We start from the raw sequence: 17924 nt of genomic DNA on the forward strand, positions 1-17924 counted from the left end.
CAAGCCGAACCCCTCACGCGCCGCGACGTTTATTTTGTAGGGAATCGACCAAAGGTGGCCGCGACGGGCCGACCGGCCGCGATGCGACGCAGCGGGCAGGGCGAGGTCGAAGGTGCGCCTGGCCTCGCGGCAGGAACTCCGCCGCGCGGACGATCGTCGGTCAACGCGCGCGATATTGGGCGAGCTTGTTGCGGGCCCGATAGAGTCGGGTTTCGACCGCCTTCTCGCTGATCTTGAGCACCTGCGCGGTTTCCGCCTGCGAGAGCCCCTCGATGGTGCGCAGGATGAGCGGCTCCTTGAGCGCCTGGGGCAAGTCGGCGATGGCCCGCCACAGCCGCTCCAGTTCCTCCTTGTCGGCCGCGCGCTCGCTGACCGAGGGGGCCGGATCGGGCACTTCGGCAGCGGCCTGCGTCAGCGCGCTCGCGCCGAACAGCAGCCTGCGGACCGTGCGGCGGCGCGCCCAGTCGCGGCATTTGTTGATGGCGATGCGCGACAGCCAGGCCCGCAGCGGCCGGGCCTGGTCGTACCGGTCGAGATGGAGATAGGCGGACGTGAAACACTCCTGCACCAGGTCGAGCGCGTCGTCGGGATTGCCGACATAGCCGCGGATCAGCCTGAAGATCGGTTCGCGGTGGCGCCGCATGAGCTCGGCGAAGGCGGTCTGCCGGCCGGCAAGCGCGAGTGCAGCAAGTTCGCCATCGGTAAATTGCTCGCGATCCACGTCATTCCGGGTCCGCATTGGCGGTGAGCGCCTGGACCACCGCGCGATCGAACCGTTCCGCCTGGTCGGGTCGCAGGACCGCGCGCATCGCGAAAATATGGGCGAGCGTCTCCTTTTGCAGGTCCCCCATCACCGCATGCGACCGGTCGACTTCGGCCGTCACCTGCGGGCCATAGCCATGCTCCGCCTGGATGGCGGCCGCGAGCCGCGCATTGTCGGCGCGGATCTCCAGCTCCAGCGCCTGGTGCCGGACCGCGAAACGCTCCTCCAGCGCCGCGATCCGGACGCGTTGCTGGGGATCGAGATCGAGCTGGTCGTGGAGCAGCTTGTGCAAGGCGGTGGCCTGCTCGGCCCGTGGATCGGGCAGGCTTCGACCGACCAGCACGCCGGCCAAAGCGGCGAGAAACGCCACGGCGGCGAGGATGACGAGGGTGCGGCCGAACCTGCCGGTCGTCCTCATTCGGACAGCAGGCTCGACGGCGTCAGATGTGCCGACGTCAGCGGATAGAGCGCCGGCTCAGGGGCGGTCGCGCGGCCGGGCAGGGCGCCGCCGACGATCCCCATGGCGAGCGCGGCGACGGCCATCCCGGCAGCATAGCGCGTCGGGATCTCGCGAAGCCGCGGGCCCAGCTCGGCGATCCGCTCGAGCACCGTCGCGTCGATCCGGGCCAGGGCTTGCGGCACGGGCTGTCTGGAAAGCACGTCCAGGGCGCGGTTGATATCGTCGTTCATCTTCACCTCCGCCCCGCAGGGCATTGATAATACGCGCCCGGGTCGCCGCGCCCTCGCCCTCGCGGCCGCCAGCACCGTTCGGGTGAGGTCAGGGAAGGCCCGTCCGGCTGCGTATAGAGGCGTGGGACCGGTGTCGGCATGATGGCCGCATCGCCGGATCGCGCCTGCGCGTTGTCAAACGGGTGCGATCGACCAACCGCGGCGCCGCGTGCGCTGCTACAACAAGGGGAACGCTTTGATGCATATGTTCATCGCCGGGGCCATGGCCGCGGTCAGCCTGGTGGCCGCGCAATCGGCCAACGCCCATGAAACGTCCCGCGCCGCCGACGTGGCCGCGGTGACGGCCGTGCTTGGCGAATATCGATCCGCCATCGAGCGGCTCGATGCCAGTGGCACGGAGCGCCTGTTCGTCGCCGATTCGCAGATCTTCGAAAATGGCGGCGTCGAAGGCTCCTACACCAATTATCTCAGCCATCATCTGGGCCCGGAGCTTCGCGCCTTTCGCAGCTTCCGCTTCTCGGAGGTCAATGTCGACATTCGCTTCGAAGGGCCGGTCGCGCTGGCGACGGAGAGCTACGGCTTTCGGATCGAGCCCGCGCAAGGCGATCCGGTCGAGCGCCGCGGCGTGACCACCAGCGTGCTGCGCAAGGACGGCAATGTCTGGCGCATCGTCTCCCTGCATGGCTCGTCCCGGGCGCCGCGACGGCCCGCCGCAAGCAACTAGTCGATCGGCCGGGGCTCCGGCTGCAGAGCCCCGGCCGATCCTCAATGCGACATGTTGGCCATGTTGCCCATGTCGTGACCGGCATGCGGGTCGGTGGGCGGCGGCGCAGGCCGCGCCTTGGCGGGCGGCGCGGGCCGCTCGCGCGGCGGCGTCGCGCTCTTCTCCGCAGTCCGCGGTTCGGCGGCCGCCTCATGGTCCGGCTCGGCCGGCATGTTGGTCTCCGCGGGCATGGCCGGTTCGGCGGGGGCGAAATCGGTCGTCAAATTCTCGTTCGATGTCGCCAGTCGATTGATGTCGTCCTGCGACGCCTGATTGGCCTCATCTGCTCCGCCGCAGGCCGAAAGGGCCGGCAGAGCCGCCAGGGCCAGCGCCGCGATGATCCGTTTCATTGTTCGTCTCCCGTCTGATGTGCGATTCTGAAATGTTGCTGGGTGCGTGCGCGGGGCTCAGATCATCATATGCTCGAGCCCGTGCGTGAGTGCCCCGCCCAGCCAGCCCTGGACGAGCAAAGCGAGGGTGACGAGGCCGAGCGTCCAGACCATGGCGCGGCTGTTCACCACCGACGCCTTGCGCCAGGCCAGAAGGGCGATGGCGGCGCCGATCACGCCAAGGCCGGTTCCCGCCCAGCGATGGGACTCCAGCAGCGGTCGCGCCGACAGCGAAAAGCCGGCATTCAGCCATCCGAGCAAGGCCGCGCCGAAGGCGGCGACGCCGGCAAAGATGAGGATGCCCCGAATGAGGTCGACCGTATCGCCGCGCCGTCGTGCGATGATCAGCGCAAGCCAACTGACCGGAATGAGGGCAATGGGGAAATGGACGGCAAACGGGTGCATGCGCCCGGCCCAGTCGAGGATCCGTCCCGGCCAGGTCTTGGGCGCCTCCTCGGCCATGTCGTGCCCGGGCGACATCGTGCCGTCCATGGTCATGCCCGGCATCGCATTCGCCGGAGCGTCGGCGGCCTTGGCTTCGGCCTGCTCGTTGTGATTCTTGTGCGCGACGGCCGGTATGGTCGCCGCCGCGAAGCCGGCGAAAAGCAGCAACATCAGCAGCGCAAGACGCGCGGTCAGGCGTTTCAAAACCATGTTCTTACCCCCATGAGAAAGCTCCAGCCGCCGACGTCGTCGCCGGCGAGACGTCTGAACCGCGCCGTGTCGCCAAAGGCGCGCTCATATTGGACGCCCACATAGGGCGCGAATTCCGGCACGAACTCGTAGCGCAGGCGAAGCCCCGCCTCGGCCGTCGACAGACCGGAGCCGATGTTAAGCTCGGGCACGTCCTGGAAGGAAAGGTCGAACTCGGCGGTGGGCTGGAGGATCAGCCGCTGCGTGATCCGCAGGTCATATTCCCCCTCGAAACGCGCGGACAGGTCGCCCTTCTGCGACACGAAGACGGCGCCGTCGACCTCGAACCAATAGGGCGCCAGTCCCTGGATGCCGAGCACGAGATAGCTCCGGTTCGGCTCCGGGCGGATGTCGTAGCGAACGCCCGCCTGCAGGTTGAACCAGGGATCCAGCGCCCGGCTCCACAATGCCTGGACCTCGACCTGTTCGGGTGTCTCCCCGAAGGTCCCTTCGCCCTCGGTCTTGAGCCAGAGGCGGTTGATCGCGCCGCCATACCAGGCCTGGGCATCCCAGGCGTAGCCGTCGCGACCGTTCTGGATGCGCGCTTCGAGCTGATCGACGAGGACACGGTAGGAGCGGATCGAGCCGTGCTCGGTCAGGAAAATGTCGCGCGCGACAACCATCTCCCCGCCCGGATAGACGGTGTCGGCGGCGTGGGCCGGGCCGGCGAGCGCGGCCGGGGACGGCGGCGCGACGGGCGGATCGGCCGCGTCCATCGCGCCCATGTCGTGCCCCGGCATCTGGCCGGCCGGCGCCGACGGCTGGGCTGGCATATTGCCCATGTCATGTCCCGGCATCTGCGCGGGCGGGCGCTGGGCGCCACTCATGTCGTGCCCGGCATGCGGATCGGCGGCCGGCGGCGAAGGCGGGTTCGCGCCCCCCATCCGGCTCATGTCATGGCCGGACATGGGTGGGGTAGGCGGCGGCGTCCCCGGCATGGCGTGGCCCGCATGCGGGTCCGTGGCGGGCGGCGTCCCGGTCCGGCCCGTCGGCATCGCGCCCATGTCATGGCCTTGCGGCATCTGGCCGCCCGTGCCGGCCGGCATGGCATGGCCGGCATGCGGGTTGGCCGCCGGCGCGGGCGGGCATTGCGCCGGGGCAGCCTGGGCGCCGTGGCCGGCATGACCCGGTTGTCCGGCCGGACCGGCCTGCGGGCAGGGCGCCGCCTGTGCACCGCCCGCCTGGGGCCGCGCCTCAGCGGCCGGGGAGGCCGGCATGGCATGGCCGCTATGCTGCGCGATCGCCGGCGCCGACACGGAGGCGGCGAGAAGAACTAGAAAGCGCGTCATGCGGCGTCTCCATCGAGCGGACGGACCGACACGACACGCATCATCCCGGCATGCATGTGGAACAGCAGATGGCAATGGAACGCCCAGTCGCCGGGCGCGTCGGCGGTGAGATCGAACCGGACGAACCCGCCCGGAAGGACGTTCACCGTATGCTTGAGCGGCTGCGCGCCATCATGCCCGTTCACGATCTCGAAAAAATGGCCGTGAAGATGGATGGGATGCGCCATCATGCTGTCGTTGACGAGCTTCACCCGCACCCGCTCGTTGCGCTCGAAGCGGATCGGCTCGGCGCCCTCGCTCATGCGCACGCCGTCGAACGACCACATGAACCGCTCCATGTTGCCGGTCAGGTGAATCTCGACGGTGCGTGCGGGCGGCCGCTGGTCGGGGCCGGGCGTCAAAGCGACGAGGTCGCGATAGGTCAGAACCTTGTGGCCGACATCGTCCAGCCCGAGGCCGGGATCGCCGGTCCGGTCCTGCGGCATCGGCGCGATCATGTCGACGCCGGGTCCGAGCCGGACCTGCGGCGCGTTGGCCGGGTCGCGCATGCTGTGGCCGCCCATCGCGGCCATCGCGCCGTCCGGTGCGGCGCCGGCCGGGGCCGCGGCGGGCGCGGCGCCATGATCCATGCCCTGCATCGATCCATGGTTCATTCCGGGCATCGATCCGCCCTGCGCCCCGGGCGGCGCGCCATGGTCCATGCCGCCCATGTCCATGCCCATGTCGCGCATGGTCAGGACCGGCCGCTCGCGCAGCGGCGGCACCGGTGCGGTCATGCCCAGGCGCGGCGCCAGGGTGGCCCGGCCGAGCCCCGAGCGGTCCATCGCCTCGGCAACGAACGTATAGGCGCGGTCTTCGCCGGGCTGCACGACGACGTCATAGGTCTCGGCGACCGAGATCTGGAACTCGTCGACGGTGACCGGCCTCACATTCTGCCCGTCGGCGTTGACCACCGACATCGGGAGGCCGGGGATGCGGACGTTGAAGATGGTCATCGCCGCGGCGTTGATGATCCTGAGACGAACGCGCTCGCCGGGCCGGAACAGTCCGGTCCAGTTCTCGTCCGGGCCGTGGCCGTTGATCAGGAACGTGTAGGTCGTGCCGTTGACGTCGAGGATGTCGGTCGGGTCCATCCGCATCTGCGCGAACATCGCGCGGTCGGCGGCGGGCATCTGCTGGTCGCGACGGCCCGAGGCGCGGCCGGCCAGCGTCATCCGGTTGCGGTTGAAATAGCCGCCCTGCTGCCGCAGCTTGGTGATGATCTGGTGCGGGTGGAGGAAGCTCCAGTCGCTGAGCACGATCACATGCTCGCGATCATAGGCCACCGGGTCGGGACCGGCGGGATCGATCACCAGCGGGCCGTAATGGCCCTGTTGCTCCTGCAGGCCGGAATGGCTGTGAAACCAGTAGGTGCCGGACTGGCGGACCGGGAACTCGTAGGTGAAGGTCTCGCGCGGGCGGATGCCGGGAAAGCTGACCCCCGGCACCCCGTCCATCTGGAACGGCAGGATGAGGCCGTGCCAGTGGATCGAGGTGTCCTCGTCGAGCGTGTTGGTGACGCGGAGGCGGACGTTCTGGCCCTCGCGCAGGCGAATGAGCGGCGCCGGCACGGTGCCGTTGATGGTCACGGCGTGACCGGTGCGCCCGCCGGTGGTGAACGGCGCATGGCCGATGGTGAGGCGGATGTCCTCGCCCGACAGCGTCGGCATGTCCGCCGCGATCCCGGCCGTGCCGCTCTGCGCCCAGGCCGGAAACAGGCCGCCAAGGCCGAGGCTGGCCGCGCTGAGCGCTCCGGCGCGAAGCAGCGTCCGGCGATCCATCATGTCGTTCATTCAACTCCATCCCACAGATGTCGCGGCATGCACGCGACACACGATCCGATTTTGCCGGCCATGCGACCCGCCTTGGCGGGCGCGCCCGGCCGGCGGCGCAATATCCGGTGGCGCCAAAGCGTCGCCCAAAACGGCTATTGCAGACCTATACGCGGCTCGGGACGCTGGCCCTTGCCTCGAACGGGGAGAAAGATGCTTTGTTTCATGGACCGGCACCCGCGGAGTCACGGATGCGATCCGCCCGCGGCGCCGTCGTGCATCGCCCCGCCGGCGAGCGCCTCATGGTCCGGCATGCCGAGCAGCGAATTGCCTTCGGTATAGAGCAGGAACTGGAAGCCGAGCAGCAGCACGATGAGCGGCGTCGCCAGGTTCTGCAGGCGCGCGCCGCCGGTCGGCGCGAGCGCGACGGCCAGCGCCAGAACGAGAAGGGTCGCGGCGATGAACCGGTGCTGGGTGACGAGCAGCACCATCGGCGCGGCGGCGTCGTGCTGGGCATGGAGGGCGAAGATCAGGCTCGCGCCGATCAAGGCCAGGATGAGGGGCAGGCGCCACGCGAAGGCCTGGCGCCCGCTGGCGGCGCGATAGAGTTCGAGCGCCGATGCGACGAGAAGCGCGAGACCCAGCAGCAGATGCTGCGCCGTCTCCGCGCCATAATCGCCGGGCGCGGCTTCGCCATGGAGCCAGGGATCGAACACCAGCGCCAGGCCAAAGACGAGCAACGCTCCGCCGACGAGAAAATCGGGCCAGGGTCGCCTGACGATGTCGCCGGCCCGCAGCAGCAGGACGGCCGCGACGAAGATCAAAGCGGCACCATAAAGCCAATGCACCTGTTCAGACGTCAGTCCCATGATCCATCCCCTTGTCTGCGGCCGCGCGCGGCCGGGTTAGATGACGAAGCGGTCCCAGCCGGCATAATGCTCCCGGCTCCGGTTGCCGCGCGGCGGGCTGAGCCAGATCACCAGCAGGCCCAAGATCTCGCAGGCGATGGTGGCGGTCGTCCCGCCGCCGTCCAGCCAGAAGGGCGCCGCGATCAGCCAGAAGCCCAGGAGGGTGTTGACGAAGCGCAAGGCGCGAACCGCCTCGCAGGTCGCGATGATCGACACGGTCACCAGCAGCGCGCCGACGACATGGTCGCTATTGGCCATCGCCCCGGTCGTGCCGAAGATCGGGCGGGTCAGCATCAGGAAGAGGCCGATGAGAATGGTGAGGAACAAGGTTCGCGGCAGGGTCATGCCCCGGATCGCATCCGCCCACCAGATGGCCGGGCTCGCCATCATGTCGGTATCGTCCGGCGCGCCGGCCTCGACCGCGTCGCCCTTGAAGAAGGTCCGCACCAGCGGCTTGCCGCGGCAGCGGGCCCAATAGAGGAACTGGCCCATCGCGATCACCTCGTCGATGGCGAAGGGCACCATGATCAGCATCGCGAGCGCCGCGATCAGCGCCAGCGTGCTCCAGGTCCCGATCATGATCGGCTGGATGATGATGAAATAGATGCTGATGACGCCGAGCGGGATCACGAGGATGCCGAAAAAGGTCACCATCCAGGGCATGGTGCGCCAGCGATCGCGCGTGCCCATCACCGCCATCAGGATTTCGAGCAGGTAGCTGATTGCGCCGAGGCCGGCGTCGGGGATCGGCCAGGCCTGCGACACCGAGGAGGTGATGATCTCCTCCGTGCCGTTGCGCGGATCGGCCGCCGCGCCGGCGAAGAACGGCTCCCACACGCCGTCGATATGCCCGAGCTGGTAGGCGGTGAGATAGCGCGAGATGACGAGGCCGACGAGACCCATCGCCACGATCGGCAGCCGCTGCGCGTCGGTCGACGGCGAATAGGTCCAGCCGGGCGGGATGGTCTTGGGATCCATCATCCCGGCCATGCTCATCCCGGGCATCATCGGCACCACCACCGCAAAGGCGATGGCGAGCGCGCCGACGATGAGGTCGGTATTGTACTGCGCCGCCGACGGGCTCCACAGCAGCAGCGGCGCGAACAGGAGCCAGATGCCGACAAAGGCCGCGCCCCACTGCCCCCACCAGCGGGTGCGCTTCGACAGGGAGGCCGCGCCGAGCAGGGCGAGCGCGAGGCCGCTCACCATATCGCTCATCGCGAGCATGTCCGCCCGCCATTCGATCGGCGCGAGCCCACGCTCGATCGTCACCGCCCGGACCGTCTCGGCAACGTCCTGGGTTGAGAAGGCGTCATAGATGAACGGGCTCGACGCCAGCCACAGGCCGAGCCCGATATTGGCGAAATGGGCCCAGCGCGAGCGCCGCTCGTCGCGCGCCATCATCGCCATATGGCCGTCATGCGGGTCCGGCCCGTCGGCGCCATGGGCCGTCGGGCTGGCGCCCGGGGCGGTCTTGCCGGCCCCCTCCGAATGACCGTCATGGGAGACCGGCTTCTTGTACCAGGCGACGAGATTGGCGTTGAGCTTGTTCGCCTTGTACCACCCTTGCGGATCGCGCTTCAGCGCCTCGATCATGTCGGGAAGCGTGGCGCGCAGGCGATGCGCCGGCGCCCAGTCGAGCAGTGCCTTGGCGCGCGAAATGTCGAGAATATAATGGTCGTTGCTGGCCTCGATCATCCACGGCCGGATGAAGCTTTCGCTGCCCAGTGCCTGGTCCTGGAGCATGACGCCCGCTTTGGCGAGCGGCTGCGGAATGCGCAGCGTCGCCCAGTCCTCGCCGTGCAGCTGGCGCCCGACGATGTCCTGGATTTCGGCATAGCCGGGCGCCTCGGGCTCGCCGAGGAGCAGGGGCAGCTCCGAAGGCAGCGCCTTGCGGCGCTCGACCAGCCGGGAGATCGCGTCGGTGAGATCGTCGCGGTGGAGGAAGGACTGCGCCGCGCACAGCATGCCCGGATAAAAATGCGAGGTCAGCCGATGCTCGTAGATCCGGGCGATCTGCTCGGCAAGAAACGGCGCCCGGCCCTCGTCCTCGTAGACACCGGCGATGCGCAGGAACACGACCGGGACCTTGCCGCGCCGCGCATGCAGCAGCGCTTCCGCCTTCGCCTTGGATTGCGGATAGGGCCAGCGCGGATCGAGGGGGGAATCCTCGTCGATCCGCGCCTCGGGCCTGCCGGTCGGGCGGTGGACGAGCATCGTGCTCGCATAGATGAACTGCTCGACCTCGAACGACTGCAGCGCGTCGATCAGCCGGCCCGTCCCGGCCACCGTGATCTCGTCGTAGAGCGGATTGGGTTCGCCCGAGACGTCGTAATAGGCGGCCAGGTGGACCACCGAGGCGATGCGCCCGCCGAAACGCGCGCGAACCTGCTCGAGCGCGGCGTGGACGCTGGCGTCGGAGCTCAGGTCGATATCCACCGCGATCGCCGGCTCGGGCGGCGCCGGCGGGCCGGCCCGGTCGAGGCCGACGATCTCATAAGCGCCGGCCAGGCGAGCGATGACCGCCGATCCGATGAAGCCGCTCGCGCCGGTGACGAGGACGACGCCGTGCGGCTGTTGCGGGCCGCTCGTCCGATCGGTGCGGTCGGATTGTGCCATCAATCTTCCTCCGTGCGGCCGGCGAACCGCGACGGGGGCTTTGCGCCGCCGTTCGCGGCCGCGACCCGCGCCAGATAGAGCTCGGAAAGGGCATAGTGGACGGCAACGGCATGCCGGTTGCTCGAGCGCCGGGCGCACTCGATCTCCTGCTCCGCCCTGCGCTCGAAATAGACCCGATCGTCATCGGACATGAAGAGGTCCTCCCGGACCGTTGCCTTGAGGATTACGCGCGGGCGCCGCCAACCCCTCAGGGCGCCGCCCGTCAGGCTGGCAGGGACGGAGCGAGGGCTCGGCCGCGCCGGCGCGTATCGGTTGGCGAGGGACCGCGGTCGAAGGGCGTGAGGCGGTCCGGCCCCGCCCACGCAAAAGCGGCTTTCGGCCCCAATTTCCGTTTCGGCGCGCCCCGGCGGCCGGGTGGCCGCCGCACATGTCCAGGCCCAACGGCTAAAGGCGGCGGCACATGTCCAAGCATGGTCTCGACACCCGGCCTCGCCGTCGGCCGGCGACCCCGTGCCCGGCGGACCCGGCCGACGCCGCGCCCCTCGCTCCCGAGCACGCAGGCGAAGCGATTATTTGGCGATTATACTCCCCTTATAGCCTGGGGAGGCGCAGCTTGGCGGGGTCATGGCCATGACGATTCATGTGAAGGAGCAAGCCATGAACCGCGAACATCACAACGAGAGCCTGATCGAGCTCGGCGCCGTCAGCGTCGAGACCAAGGGCGGCTTCGTGACCAAGGAGGATCAGGAGGGCGCCAAGCGGGCGTTCCCCGGCCTCACCGACGACTGAAACGCGCTGGCGCGCGTTCGCTTCCGCGGGCGCGCGCCCGTTTCCCGGCAGGCCCGTCATGCCCTTCAAAATCCGCCGCGGCCTCTCCTGGTGCCGCTGCGCCGGCCGCATCGTCTTCCTCGACCTGGCGGCGGACCGCTATTTCTGCCTGTCGCCGTGCGTGCAGCCGGCCTTCGAGCGGATGCTGGCCGGCGACGACCGGCCGGACCGGGCGGTCCAAGCCCTCATCGACCAACGCGTGCTGGTTCCCGCCGGATCCGGTAGCGGTGATCCGCGGCCGGCGCCCCGGCCGGCGCGCGGCGATCTGCTCGCCGGATCGCCGCTTGCCGCGCCCCCGGCCGCGCTCGTCGCGGCCTTCGCTGCGCATTACAAGGCGATGGCGCTGCTGCGCTGCTATCGCCTGGCCGACATCGTGGGGCGGATCGAGGCGGATCGCCGGCGCCCCGGCCTGCACGGCGAAGCGGCGCGGGAGAAAGCGCGCCGCATTGCCGCCGCCTTCGCGATCGCCGGTGCCTGGCTGCGCGTCGACGGCCGCTGCCTGCCGCGCGCTTTGGCCCTCCTTTCGGTCTGCCGCCGCCACGGCGTGCGCGCCGATCTCGTCTTCGGGGTGCGTCTCGACCCGTTCACCGCCCATTGCTGGGTCCAGCTCGGCGACGAGGTGCTGGTCGGCGACTATGAGCAGGTCCGCGTCTACACGCCGATCCTGGCGGTCCGGTGAAGCCCTCCTATCTCATTGCGCTGCGGCCGGAGGGGCCCGGTGGCGCCGGCCTGACCGAGGATTTGCACGTGCGCACCGGCCTTCCAGTCCGGTTCAACCATCCCCGCGCCGCCGTCCTGGCAAGCCCCGACTGCCCGGTCCTGCCGCTCGCCGGCGAGGGCGCGATCCTGGGCGCGCTCTTCCATCGCCATGGCCCGGCCCGGAGAATCGACGCGCTCGCTCCGGACGAGGCGGCGGGCCTGCTCGAGGGTCGCGGCGCGCGCCTGCTCAAATCCTGCTGGGGCGGCTATGTGGCGCTGCTGTGCGGCCCGGGTCCGCCGCGCGTGCTGCGCGACCCGTCCGGCGCGCTGCCTTGCTATGTCGCGCGCCTGGGGCCGGCCCCGCTATTCGCGTCCGACGCCGCGCTCCTGTGCACGGCCGCGCGGCTTCGCCCCGTCGTGGACTGGCCCGCGCTCGCCCGCCACCTCCATGCGAACGGCCTGCCGGTTGCCGAGACGGCGCTCGAAGGCGTGGGCGAGCTGTTGGCCGGCTTCGCCCGCGACGGCGACGAGACCGCGCCCTGCTGGTCGCCCTGGAACCATGTCGCGAGCGCGCTGCCGCCCGATCCGGTGCAGCTTGCCGAGCGGCTGGCCCGCTGCGTCACGGCCTGCGTCGGCGCCTGGACGGCGCCTTTTCCCCGCCTGCTGCTCAGCGTCTCCGGCGGGCTCGACAGCTCGATCGTCGCCGCCTGCCTTGCCGGCACGACCCACGAGATCCGGTGCCTCACCATGTATTCGGACGATCCGCGCGGCGACGAGCGGCCTTATGCCCGCGCCTTGTGCGCCGCGCTCGGCCTGTCCTTGCGCGAGACGCGTTATGACCGAGGCGACGTCGACATCGCCGAACCCCTGAACGCGCACCTGCCGCGTCCGGTCGGCCGGACCCAGGCGCTCGCTTATGAGCGGGCCCATCTCGTCGCCGCGCGCGCCTATGGCATCGATGCCTTCGTGACCGGTCATGGCGGCGACAATGTCTTCGCCCATTCCCAGTCGGCCTCGCCGATCGTCGATCGCTATCTGCGCGAGGGCCTCGGCACGGGCCTGTTCCACACGCTCGTCGACACCTGCCGCCTGACCGGCTGCGGACCGCTTGATGCGGCGCGGCGCGCGCTGCACCTGCGGCGGCGCTGGCCGCGGCCCTATCGCTGGCATGTCAGCCCCGACCTCCTCCATCCCGACCTCCTCGCCGGGCTCGGCGCAACCCGTCCCGGCCATCCCTGGCTCGCACCGCCGCCCGGCGCGCTGCCCGGCCAGCTCGCCCATATTGCCGGCCTGCTGCGCAGCCAGCAGAGCCTGGAGCCGATGCGCGCCGCGCGCGCGCCGGTGCTCCATCCGCTGCTCTCCCAGCCGGTCGTCGAACTGTGCCTCGCCATTCCGAGCTGGGCCTGGCGAGCGGGCGGCATCGACCGCGCCGTCGCGCGGCGCGCCTTCGCGGGCAGGCTGCCGGACGCCATCGTCTCCCGCCGGGTCAAGGGCGGTCCCGACGGGTTCAGCGCCGCCTTGATCCACGCCTGCCGCGCCCCGATCCGCGAACGCCTGCTCGGCGGTCGGCTGGCCGCCCAGAGTCTCGTCGATCGCGCCGCGCTCGAAGCCGTGCTCGCCGAGGAGCGGCCGATGCCCGAGGATGCACCAGTGCGCCTCCAGGAACTGTTGGTCGCCGAGGCCTGGCTCGATCACTGGCTGTCGCGCGACCTGGCCTCCTGAGCTTGCGTCCGCCGGTCGTTTTCCTGCCGCAGCCGGTCCCAATGGCGGAGCTCGGCCTGGTGCGCGGGCGACGCCGGGCGGAGGCCGCGCAGCCAATAGTCGAACCAGTCGAGCGCCCGGCGATAGACGGCGAGCCGGTGCGCCGGCTGCCATTTGACATGATGCTCGTCCGGAAAGACGTACATGTCGATCGGCGCGCCGACCTCGCGCAAAGCGGTGTAGCTCTCCAGCGTGCTCAGGAACTCGTCGTCTGAGACCTGGAGCAGGATCGGCGTCGCGATGCGCCGGGCATTGCGCGACAGCGAGAGCGCCGCCCAGAAGGCGGCGCCGTCGTCGGTCAGTCGCGGATAGCCCACCGCGTGGAAATAGCGCGCCGCGGCCGGCCCGACCCGGAGCGGCAGGGTCGTATCGAGACAGCAATTGCTCATCGCCGCGGCCGCGAACAGCGAGCCGTGGAGCAGCGCGAAGGTCGCGGTCGTCGCGCCGTCGCTCATGCCCGTGATGCCGATCTGCTCCGGATCGGCGATGCCGCGCGCGATCAGCATCCTGACCCCGGTCTCGACCGAGGAGAGCGCACTGCGCCGGTCGGCGAAGCCGGCGAGGTTGGCGCGGCCGATCGCGATCTCGTCGTGGCCCTCGCGCTCGCCGATCGATTCGGGCCGGCTGACGCTCAGCACCGCATAGCCGCGGGCCGCGAAGGCCTGGATCGGATATTCATCGCCGGTGCCGCCGCGCAGGAAGCCGCGCGTGTCATACTGGACGACGATGAGCGGATAGCGCCGGCCCGGCCGGTAGCCGGCCGGCAGGACGAGATCGCCGATCGTCTCGAGGCCCGACGCATTGGTCCATTCGAGGCGCTCCACCTGGCCGAGCCGCAGGCGGGCGAATTCCGGATTGGGATCGAACAGGATGTCGCGCCGGCCGCTCGCCGGATCGAGCCATTCGAGGCGTCGGGGCACGAGCGCGCCTTCGCGCAGGCACAGGAGCCGCGTGTCCGCGGGCACGCAGTCGGCGAGCTTGTCGCGGGTGAGATGGAGCCGGCGCGGCGGTCCGGCGCCCGGCGTCCATTCGTAGATCGCCGTGGCGCCCCGCGCCCAGCCTTCGCGCCGCAGGAAGCGCAGCCGCTCGCCCGCCACCCACCAGGGCCGCTCGGCGTCGCGGCAGGCCGGCGCGGTGCAGACCAGGCGGCGGCCGGTGGCGTCCTCGACGACCGGCCGCGACGCCGGGTCGATCCAGGCCTGCGCACCATGCGGCGCGCGGACGGGATCGCGCGCGCCGTCGGGATCGTCGGGCGCCCCGAGCAGCCCGGCCTCGGCCTGGCGCGCCGGCCGCACGGCGCCGGTCGCGATGTCGACGACCTGGGTCTCGGTCGGCACCGGCGCGGCGGGGAAGGGGCGGGAGCCGGCCGTCGGCGCATAGCGTTCGTCATAATGAAAGCCGGAGCGGCCCTCGCGCGCGATCGCGGCGTAGGCGGCGGCGAGCGCCGGCCGGGACGCATAGACGATTCCCCGCCCGTCCGGCGCGATCCGGAAATCCTCGACGTCGACCGGGCTGCGGGTGAGAGGCGCGCTGCCGCTGCCGTCGGCAAAGGCCCGCCACACCTGGACGGTGCCGTCGGTCCGCTTGAGGAAGGCGATCCAGCGTCCGTCCGGCGACCAGTGCGGCGTGATCACCGCCGCGATGCCGGTCGGAAAGGCCGCCTTGCCGCGAAAGTCGTAGCGGACCTGGATGCGCGCGCCGCCCTGGTCGACGACTCGCGGCGGGCCGCCCCGCAGGTCCTGGACCAGCATGGCGAGGCAATGGCCGTTCGCGTCGGGATCGGCCCGGGCGAGCTGGAACGCGACCCGGGTGCCGTCGGGCGACACAGCGAGCAGCCGCGCGCCGGGAGGTGCCACGTCGGGCGGGCCGATGTCGCGCAGGCGCACGAGGTCCTCAGCCGTCGGCGGCCGCGGCGCCATCGCCGCGATATCGGCAGGCGGCAGGAGTAGCGCACACATGCCGGGCGATGCCGGCGGACCGGCGGCGGCATTCGCCGGCGTCGCGGCGAGCGCCGCGATCGTGAACAGCGATGGCCCTACCATTGCCGCGACACCGCGATCCCGACGAACCGGCCGACCGCCGACTGGTTGGTCGAATCGAAGGGCGGTGCGGCCGGGTCGGCGTTGCGGATGCGGTCGGGCTGTTCGTTGAGCAGATTGAGCGCGGTGAGCCGGATCTCCAGACCCTCGAGCGGCCCGCGTGCGGCCGTCAGCCGGATCCGGGCCACCGCGTCGAGGGTCACGAAGGCGCCGACCTCTTCGAACGGCCGGGAGCGGTCGTCGCGCGTGCCGCCGACATAGCTCAGGGCCCCGCTGAGGCTGACATTGGCATGCTGCCAGCTTGCCCCGGCGCGCGCCCGCACATGGGGCGGGTTGAAGATGCGCCCGGCCCGTTCGACGATCGGCTGGCCGGCGCTGAGCTGCCGGTCGCTGGCGAGATAGCTCCCCGCCAGGCTGAGCGTCAGGCTGTCTTCCGGGCCGAAGTCGCGGCGATAGTCGGCCAGGACGTCCACCCCGCGGGCCCGCTCGCGCGCGGCGTTGCGCAGCGAGGCGTCGACGATCGCGACCACCCGGGCCGGGTCGAACGGCGCGCTGGTCAGGTTCTCGAGCGGCAGCGGCAACGATGCCACCAGTGCCGCCACCTCGGCGGATGGCGGGTTGAAGCGGATCAGCTCGCGGTAGATCGGGTTGGCCAGGGCGCTGAACAGGCCGGAAAGCGGCTCGGCGACCCGGTCGCGATAGCGGATGTCGAACCAGCTGGCCTGGAGCCGCAGCCCTGCCAGGACGCGCGGCCGCAGCTCGAGGGTCGCCGTCCAGGTCGTCGCGCGCTCGGAGGTGAGGTCGGGATTGCCGCCGTCCAGCACCAGCACGGTCGCGCCCGGCGGCAGCGCCGGCACCGGCGACGGCGTGAACTGGCTGCCGTCGAACAGCGAGGCGCCGCGCAGCTGGTTCACCTGGAACAAGGTCGGGACCTTGAACGCGCGGCCCCAGCTCGCCCGGATGGTGACGTCGCGGTGCGGGTCGTAGACGAGCCCCAATTTGGGAGTCGTGACCGCGTCGATCCCCTGATAGCGCTCGTAGCGCAGTGCCGCGCTCAGCCGCAGCCGCTCGACCAGCGGCAGCCTGTTTGCTTCGCCGACCAGCGGCACCGAGAGCTCGCCATAGGCGAAGCGGATGTCGCGCGCCTCGGTGAAGCTGCGCGTCGCGGTGGTGACGTCGAGCGAGACCCGCCGCGCCCCGCCGCCGATCGCCAGCCGGGCGGCGCCGCCGGGCGCGCGGAACAGCGGTCCCTCGGCCGCGACCTCGGCCGTCTGGAGCGTATTTTCATAGATGACGCGGCCGGGCGTCTCGACCCCGCCGAAGAAGAAGCGCGTGCGCAGCTCCGACCGGCTGGTGCCCTGGGTCGCGCTGACCCGCCCCTCCCAGCGCGACGGCAGGGCGACGCGCAGGCTCGGGGTGATCGAATAGGTGGCGACGCGGGGCCGGTTGATCAGGCCGTTTTCGAACACGTCGGTGTCGGTGAAGAACACGTTGGTCTTCCTGGACCGGCGCAAGCTCGCCTGCGCGTCGAACTCGAACGTGATCCTCTCGGTCAGCCGCAGATGGCCGGCCAGCGCCGCGCTCGCCTGACTTTGGCGCGGCAGGATCGTCGCCGAATCGTCGAGCCCCCTTGTGTAGGTGCGCTGCGGTGCGAGGATCGCGCTCGACCGGTTATAGTCCACCGCCGCCATCACGCCGCCGGACGACCAGCGCGTGCCGGCGACCGCGCTATATTGCTGCTGGACGTTGCCGCCGTCGGTCGCGGCGCCGAACCGGGCGCTGGTAAGGACGCCGTCGAAATCGCGCCGCAGGATGATGTTGGCGACCCCGGCCACCGCGTCCGAGCCATAGAGGGCCGACGCGCTGTCGGCGATCACCTCGATCCGCTCGACCGCGGCCAGCGGTATCGCCGAAATGTCCATGCCCTGGTTCGCCGCATCATAAGCGACGCGGTGCCCGTTGATCAGGGTGAGCGTCGCGTCGGGGCCGAGGCCGCGCAGGTTCAGCGTCGTCGAATTGTTGACATTGCTCTGGCCGCCCTGGCCGGAGCCGACCACGCCGGGATTCTGGCCGCCGGTGAAATTCTGCGGCAGCATCCGCGCGAAGCCGCCGAGGTCGGCGACGCCGGCCTCCGCCAGCGCCTCGCGCGTCGAGACGATCACCGGCGAGGCGCTCGCGCCGCCGCGAATACGCGTGCCGGTGATGGTGATGGCGCCGTCGGGGGCGCTGGCGGGGGCGGGGTCGCGCGCCGCATCGGCGCCGACGCGGATCAATGTCGCGCCGCCCCGCTGCTCGGCGACGAGGCCGCTGCCGGCGAGGACGGCGCGCAGCGCCTGGGCGAGCGTGAACCGGCCGGTCAGGGCCGGCGCCCGGCGCCCGGCCACCGCCTCGGCCGGAAACAGGATGTCCGGGCCGGTGCGGCGCGCGATTGCGCGCAGCGTATCGCCGAGGTCCTGCGCCGGCAGGTCGTAGGCGAGCACCGTCTCGCGCTGCGCCGCGACCGGCGGCGCGGCGATGCCCGTCGCGACCGCGGCGGCGGCCAGGCAGGTGGCGCGCAGCGCCCCTTTGGAAAATGTCATGATCACCCCTCCTCGCCGGCGCGGATGTGGCCGGCTTGCGGAAGGGCTTGACGGCGCAAATGCCGAACTACGGGGTGCGCGCCGCGAAAATTT

Annotated in this window: 16 protein-coding genes; 4 read left to right on the plus strand and 12 right to left on the minus strand. The window is 70.7% G+C overall.

The genetic code is table 11. The features are described from left to right. Window positions 1-160: 160 nt before the first annotated feature. From RCO27_RS14275 to RCO27_RS14285, 3 genes are read right to left on the minus strand one after another with little or no spacing between them, the layout of a single operon-like run. Window positions 161-739: an RNA polymerase sigma factor gene (locus RCO27_RS14275; protein ID WP_309003368.1), complete on the minus strand. Its 579-nt coding sequence runs from the start codon at window positions 737-739 to the stop codon at window positions 161-163. After that, the gene (locus tag RCO27_RS14280; protein WP_309003369.1) at window positions 723-1181 is read right to left on the minus strand and encodes a periplasmic heavy metal sensor; all 459 of its coding nucleotides are present in this window, start codon (window positions 1179-1181) and stop codon (window positions 723-725) included. Before RCO27_RS14280 ends, RCO27_RS14275 begins: the two co-directional genes overlap by 17 nt. Then, on the minus strand, window positions 1178-1453 hold the full coding sequence (locus RCO27_RS14285) for a hypothetical protein (protein ID WP_309003370.1): 276 nt from the start codon (window positions 1451-1453) through the stop codon (window positions 1178-1180). Before RCO27_RS14285 ends, RCO27_RS14280 begins: the two co-directional genes overlap by 4 nt. Window positions 1454-1691: 238 nt before the next feature. Here RCO27_RS14285 and RCO27_RS14290 point away from each other — a divergent pair, with 238 nt between their 5' ends. Beyond that, a complete protein-coding gene (locus tag RCO27_RS14290) occupies window positions 1692-2177 on the plus strand; it encodes a DUF4440 domain-containing protein (RefSeq protein WP_309003371.1) in 486 nt (161 codons plus the stop codon). A gap of 41 nt (window positions 2178-2218) precedes the next feature. Here RCO27_RS14290 and RCO27_RS14295 read toward each other — a convergent pair whose 3' ends face one another. From RCO27_RS14295 to RCO27_RS14325, 7 genes are all read right to left on the minus strand, one after another. Beyond that, a complete protein-coding gene (locus RCO27_RS14295) occupies window positions 2219-2566 on the minus strand; it encodes a hypothetical protein (protein WP_309003372.1) in 348 nt (115 codons plus the stop codon). 57 nt (window positions 2567-2623) lie between these two features. Further along, entirely contained in the window at window positions 2624-3259 is a 636-nt protein-coding gene (locus RCO27_RS14300) for a hypothetical protein (protein WP_309003373.1), read from the minus strand. Next, on the minus strand, window positions 3250-4587 hold the full coding sequence (locus RCO27_RS14305; RefSeq protein ID WP_309003374.1) for a copper resistance protein B: 1338 nt from the start codon (window positions 4585-4587) through the stop codon (window positions 3250-3252). The genes RCO27_RS14300 and RCO27_RS14305 overlap by 10 nt, the downstream gene beginning before the upstream one ends. Then, window positions 4584-6419: a copper resistance system multicopper oxidase gene (locus tag RCO27_RS14310; protein WP_309003375.1), complete on the minus strand. Its 1836-nt coding sequence runs from the start codon at window positions 6417-6419 to the stop codon at window positions 4584-4586. The genes RCO27_RS14305 and RCO27_RS14310 overlap by 4 nt, the downstream gene beginning before the upstream one ends. A 224-nt stretch (window positions 6420-6643) precedes the next feature. After that, window positions 6644-7267 carry a hypothetical protein gene (locus tag RCO27_RS14315; RefSeq protein ID WP_309003376.1) on the minus strand — a complete coding sequence of 208 codons (624 nt, stop codon included), beginning with the start codon at window positions 7265-7267 and terminating at the stop codon, window positions 6644-6646. 36 nt (window positions 7268-7303) lie between these two features. Continuing rightward, window positions 7304-9925 (minus strand): NAD-dependent epimerase/dehydratase family protein, encoded by a 2622-nt coding sequence (locus RCO27_RS14320; RefSeq protein WP_309003377.1) that lies wholly within the window; start codon window positions 9923-9925, stop codon window positions 7304-7306. After that, complete coding sequence (locus tag RCO27_RS14325; protein ID WP_309003378.1) at window positions 9925-10116, minus strand: hypothetical protein; 192 nt, start codon at window positions 10114-10116, stop codon at window positions 9925-9927. The genes RCO27_RS14320 and RCO27_RS14325 overlap by 1 nt, the downstream gene beginning before the upstream one ends. Before the next feature lie 466 nt (window positions 10117-10582). On the opposite strand from RCO27_RS14325, the gene RCO27_RS14330 reads away from it, so the two are divergent. The 3 genes from RCO27_RS14330 to RCO27_RS14340 are packed head-to-tail and all read left to right on the plus strand — an operon-like array spanning window position 10583 to window position 13174. After that, window positions 10583-10714: a benenodin family lasso peptide gene (locus tag RCO27_RS14330; RefSeq protein ID WP_309003379.1), complete on the plus strand. Its 132-nt coding sequence runs from the start codon at window positions 10583-10585 to the stop codon at window positions 10712-10714. Between the two features lie 58 nt (window positions 10715-10772). Then, a complete protein-coding gene (locus RCO27_RS14335; RefSeq protein WP_309003380.1) occupies window positions 10773-11432 on the plus strand; it encodes a lasso peptide biosynthesis B2 protein in 660 nt (219 codons plus the stop codon). Continuing rightward, window positions 11429-13174 carry an asparagine synthase-related protein gene (locus RCO27_RS14340; RefSeq protein ID WP_309003381.1) on the plus strand — a complete coding sequence of 582 codons (1746 nt, stop codon included), beginning with the start codon at window positions 11429-11431 and terminating at the stop codon, window positions 13172-13174. The genes RCO27_RS14335 and RCO27_RS14340 overlap by 4 nt, the downstream gene beginning before the upstream one ends. On the opposite strand, the gene RCO27_RS14345 is transcribed toward RCO27_RS14340, so the two are convergent. Then, window positions 13144-15255, minus strand: coding sequence for an Atxe2 family lasso peptide isopeptidase (locus RCO27_RS14345; protein ID WP_309003382.1), 2112 nt, complete (start codon window positions 15253-15255; stop codon window positions 13144-13146). The two genes, RCO27_RS14340 and RCO27_RS14345, sit on opposite strands and share 31 nt — an antisense overlap. Further along, complete coding sequence (locus tag RCO27_RS14350) at window positions 15249-17831, minus strand: TonB-dependent receptor (RefSeq protein ID WP_309003383.1); 2583 nt, start codon at window positions 17829-17831, stop codon at window positions 15249-15251. Before RCO27_RS14350 ends, RCO27_RS14345 begins: the two co-directional genes overlap by 7 nt. Window positions 17832-17924 lie beyond the last annotated feature (93 nt).

This window comes from Sphingosinicella sp. LHD-64 (assembly GCF_031157375.1).
GTDB lineage: Bacteria > Pseudomonadota > Alphaproteobacteria > Sphingomonadales > Sphingomonadaceae > Allosphingosinicella.

Excerpts from the sequence above, each read along its gene's own strand:
- RCO27_RS14325 (WP_309003378.1), bottom strand. The coding sequence starts at position 10,116 with ATGTCCGATGACGATCGGGTCTATTTCGAGCGCAGGGCGGAGCAGGAG.
- RCO27_RS14275 (WP_309003368.1), bottom strand. The coding sequence starts at position 739 with ATGCGGACCCGGAATGACGTGGATCGCGAGCAATTTACCGATGGCGAA.
- RCO27_RS14280 (WP_309003369.1), bottom strand. The coding sequence starts at position 1,181 with ATGAGGACGACCGGCAGGTTCGGCCGCACCCTCGTCATCCTCGCCGCC.
- RCO27_RS14300 (WP_309003373.1), bottom strand. The coding sequence starts at position 3,259 with ATGGTTTTGAAACGCCTGACCGCGCGTCTTGCGCTGCTGATGTTGCTG.
- RCO27_RS14350 (WP_309003383.1), bottom strand. The coding sequence starts at position 17,831 with ATGACATTTTCCAAAGGGGCGCTGCGCGCCACCTGCCTGGCCGCCGCC.
- RCO27_RS14290 (WP_309003371.1), top strand. The coding sequence starts at position 1,692 with ATGCATATGTTCATCGCCGGGGCCATGGCCGCGGTCAGCCTGGTGGCC.
- RCO27_RS14330 (WP_309003379.1), top strand. The coding sequence starts at position 10,583 with ATGAACCGCGAACATCACAACGAGAGCCTGATCGAGCTCGGCGCCGTC.
- RCO27_RS14305 (WP_309003374.1), bottom strand. The coding sequence starts at position 4,587 with ATGACGCGCTTTCTAGTTCTTCTCGCCGCCTCCGTGTCGGCGCCGGCG.
- RCO27_RS14335 (WP_309003380.1), top strand. The coding sequence starts at position 10,773 with ATGCCCTTCAAAATCCGCCGCGGCCTCTCCTGGTGCCGCTGCGCCGGC.
- RCO27_RS14295 (WP_309003372.1), bottom strand. The coding sequence starts at position 2,566 with ATGAAACGGATCATCGCGGCGCTGGCCCTGGCGGCTCTGCCGGCCCTT.
- RCO27_RS14315 (WP_309003376.1), bottom strand. The coding sequence starts at position 7,267 with ATGGGACTGACGTCTGAACAGGTGCATTGGCTTTATGGTGCCGCTTTG.
- RCO27_RS14345 (WP_309003382.1), bottom strand. The coding sequence starts at position 15,255 with ATGGTAGGGCCATCGCTGTTCACGATCGCGGCGCTCGCCGCGACGCCG.
- RCO27_RS14285 (WP_309003370.1), bottom strand. The coding sequence starts at position 1,453 with ATGAACGACGATATCAACCGCGCCCTGGACGTGCTTTCCAGACAGCCC.
- RCO27_RS14320 (WP_309003377.1), bottom strand. The coding sequence starts at position 9,925 with ATGGCACAATCCGACCGCACCGATCGGACGAGCGGCCCGCAACAGCCG.
- RCO27_RS14310 (WP_309003375.1), bottom strand. The coding sequence starts at position 6,419 with ATGAACGACATGATGGATCGCCGGACGCTGCTTCGCGCCGGAGCGCTC.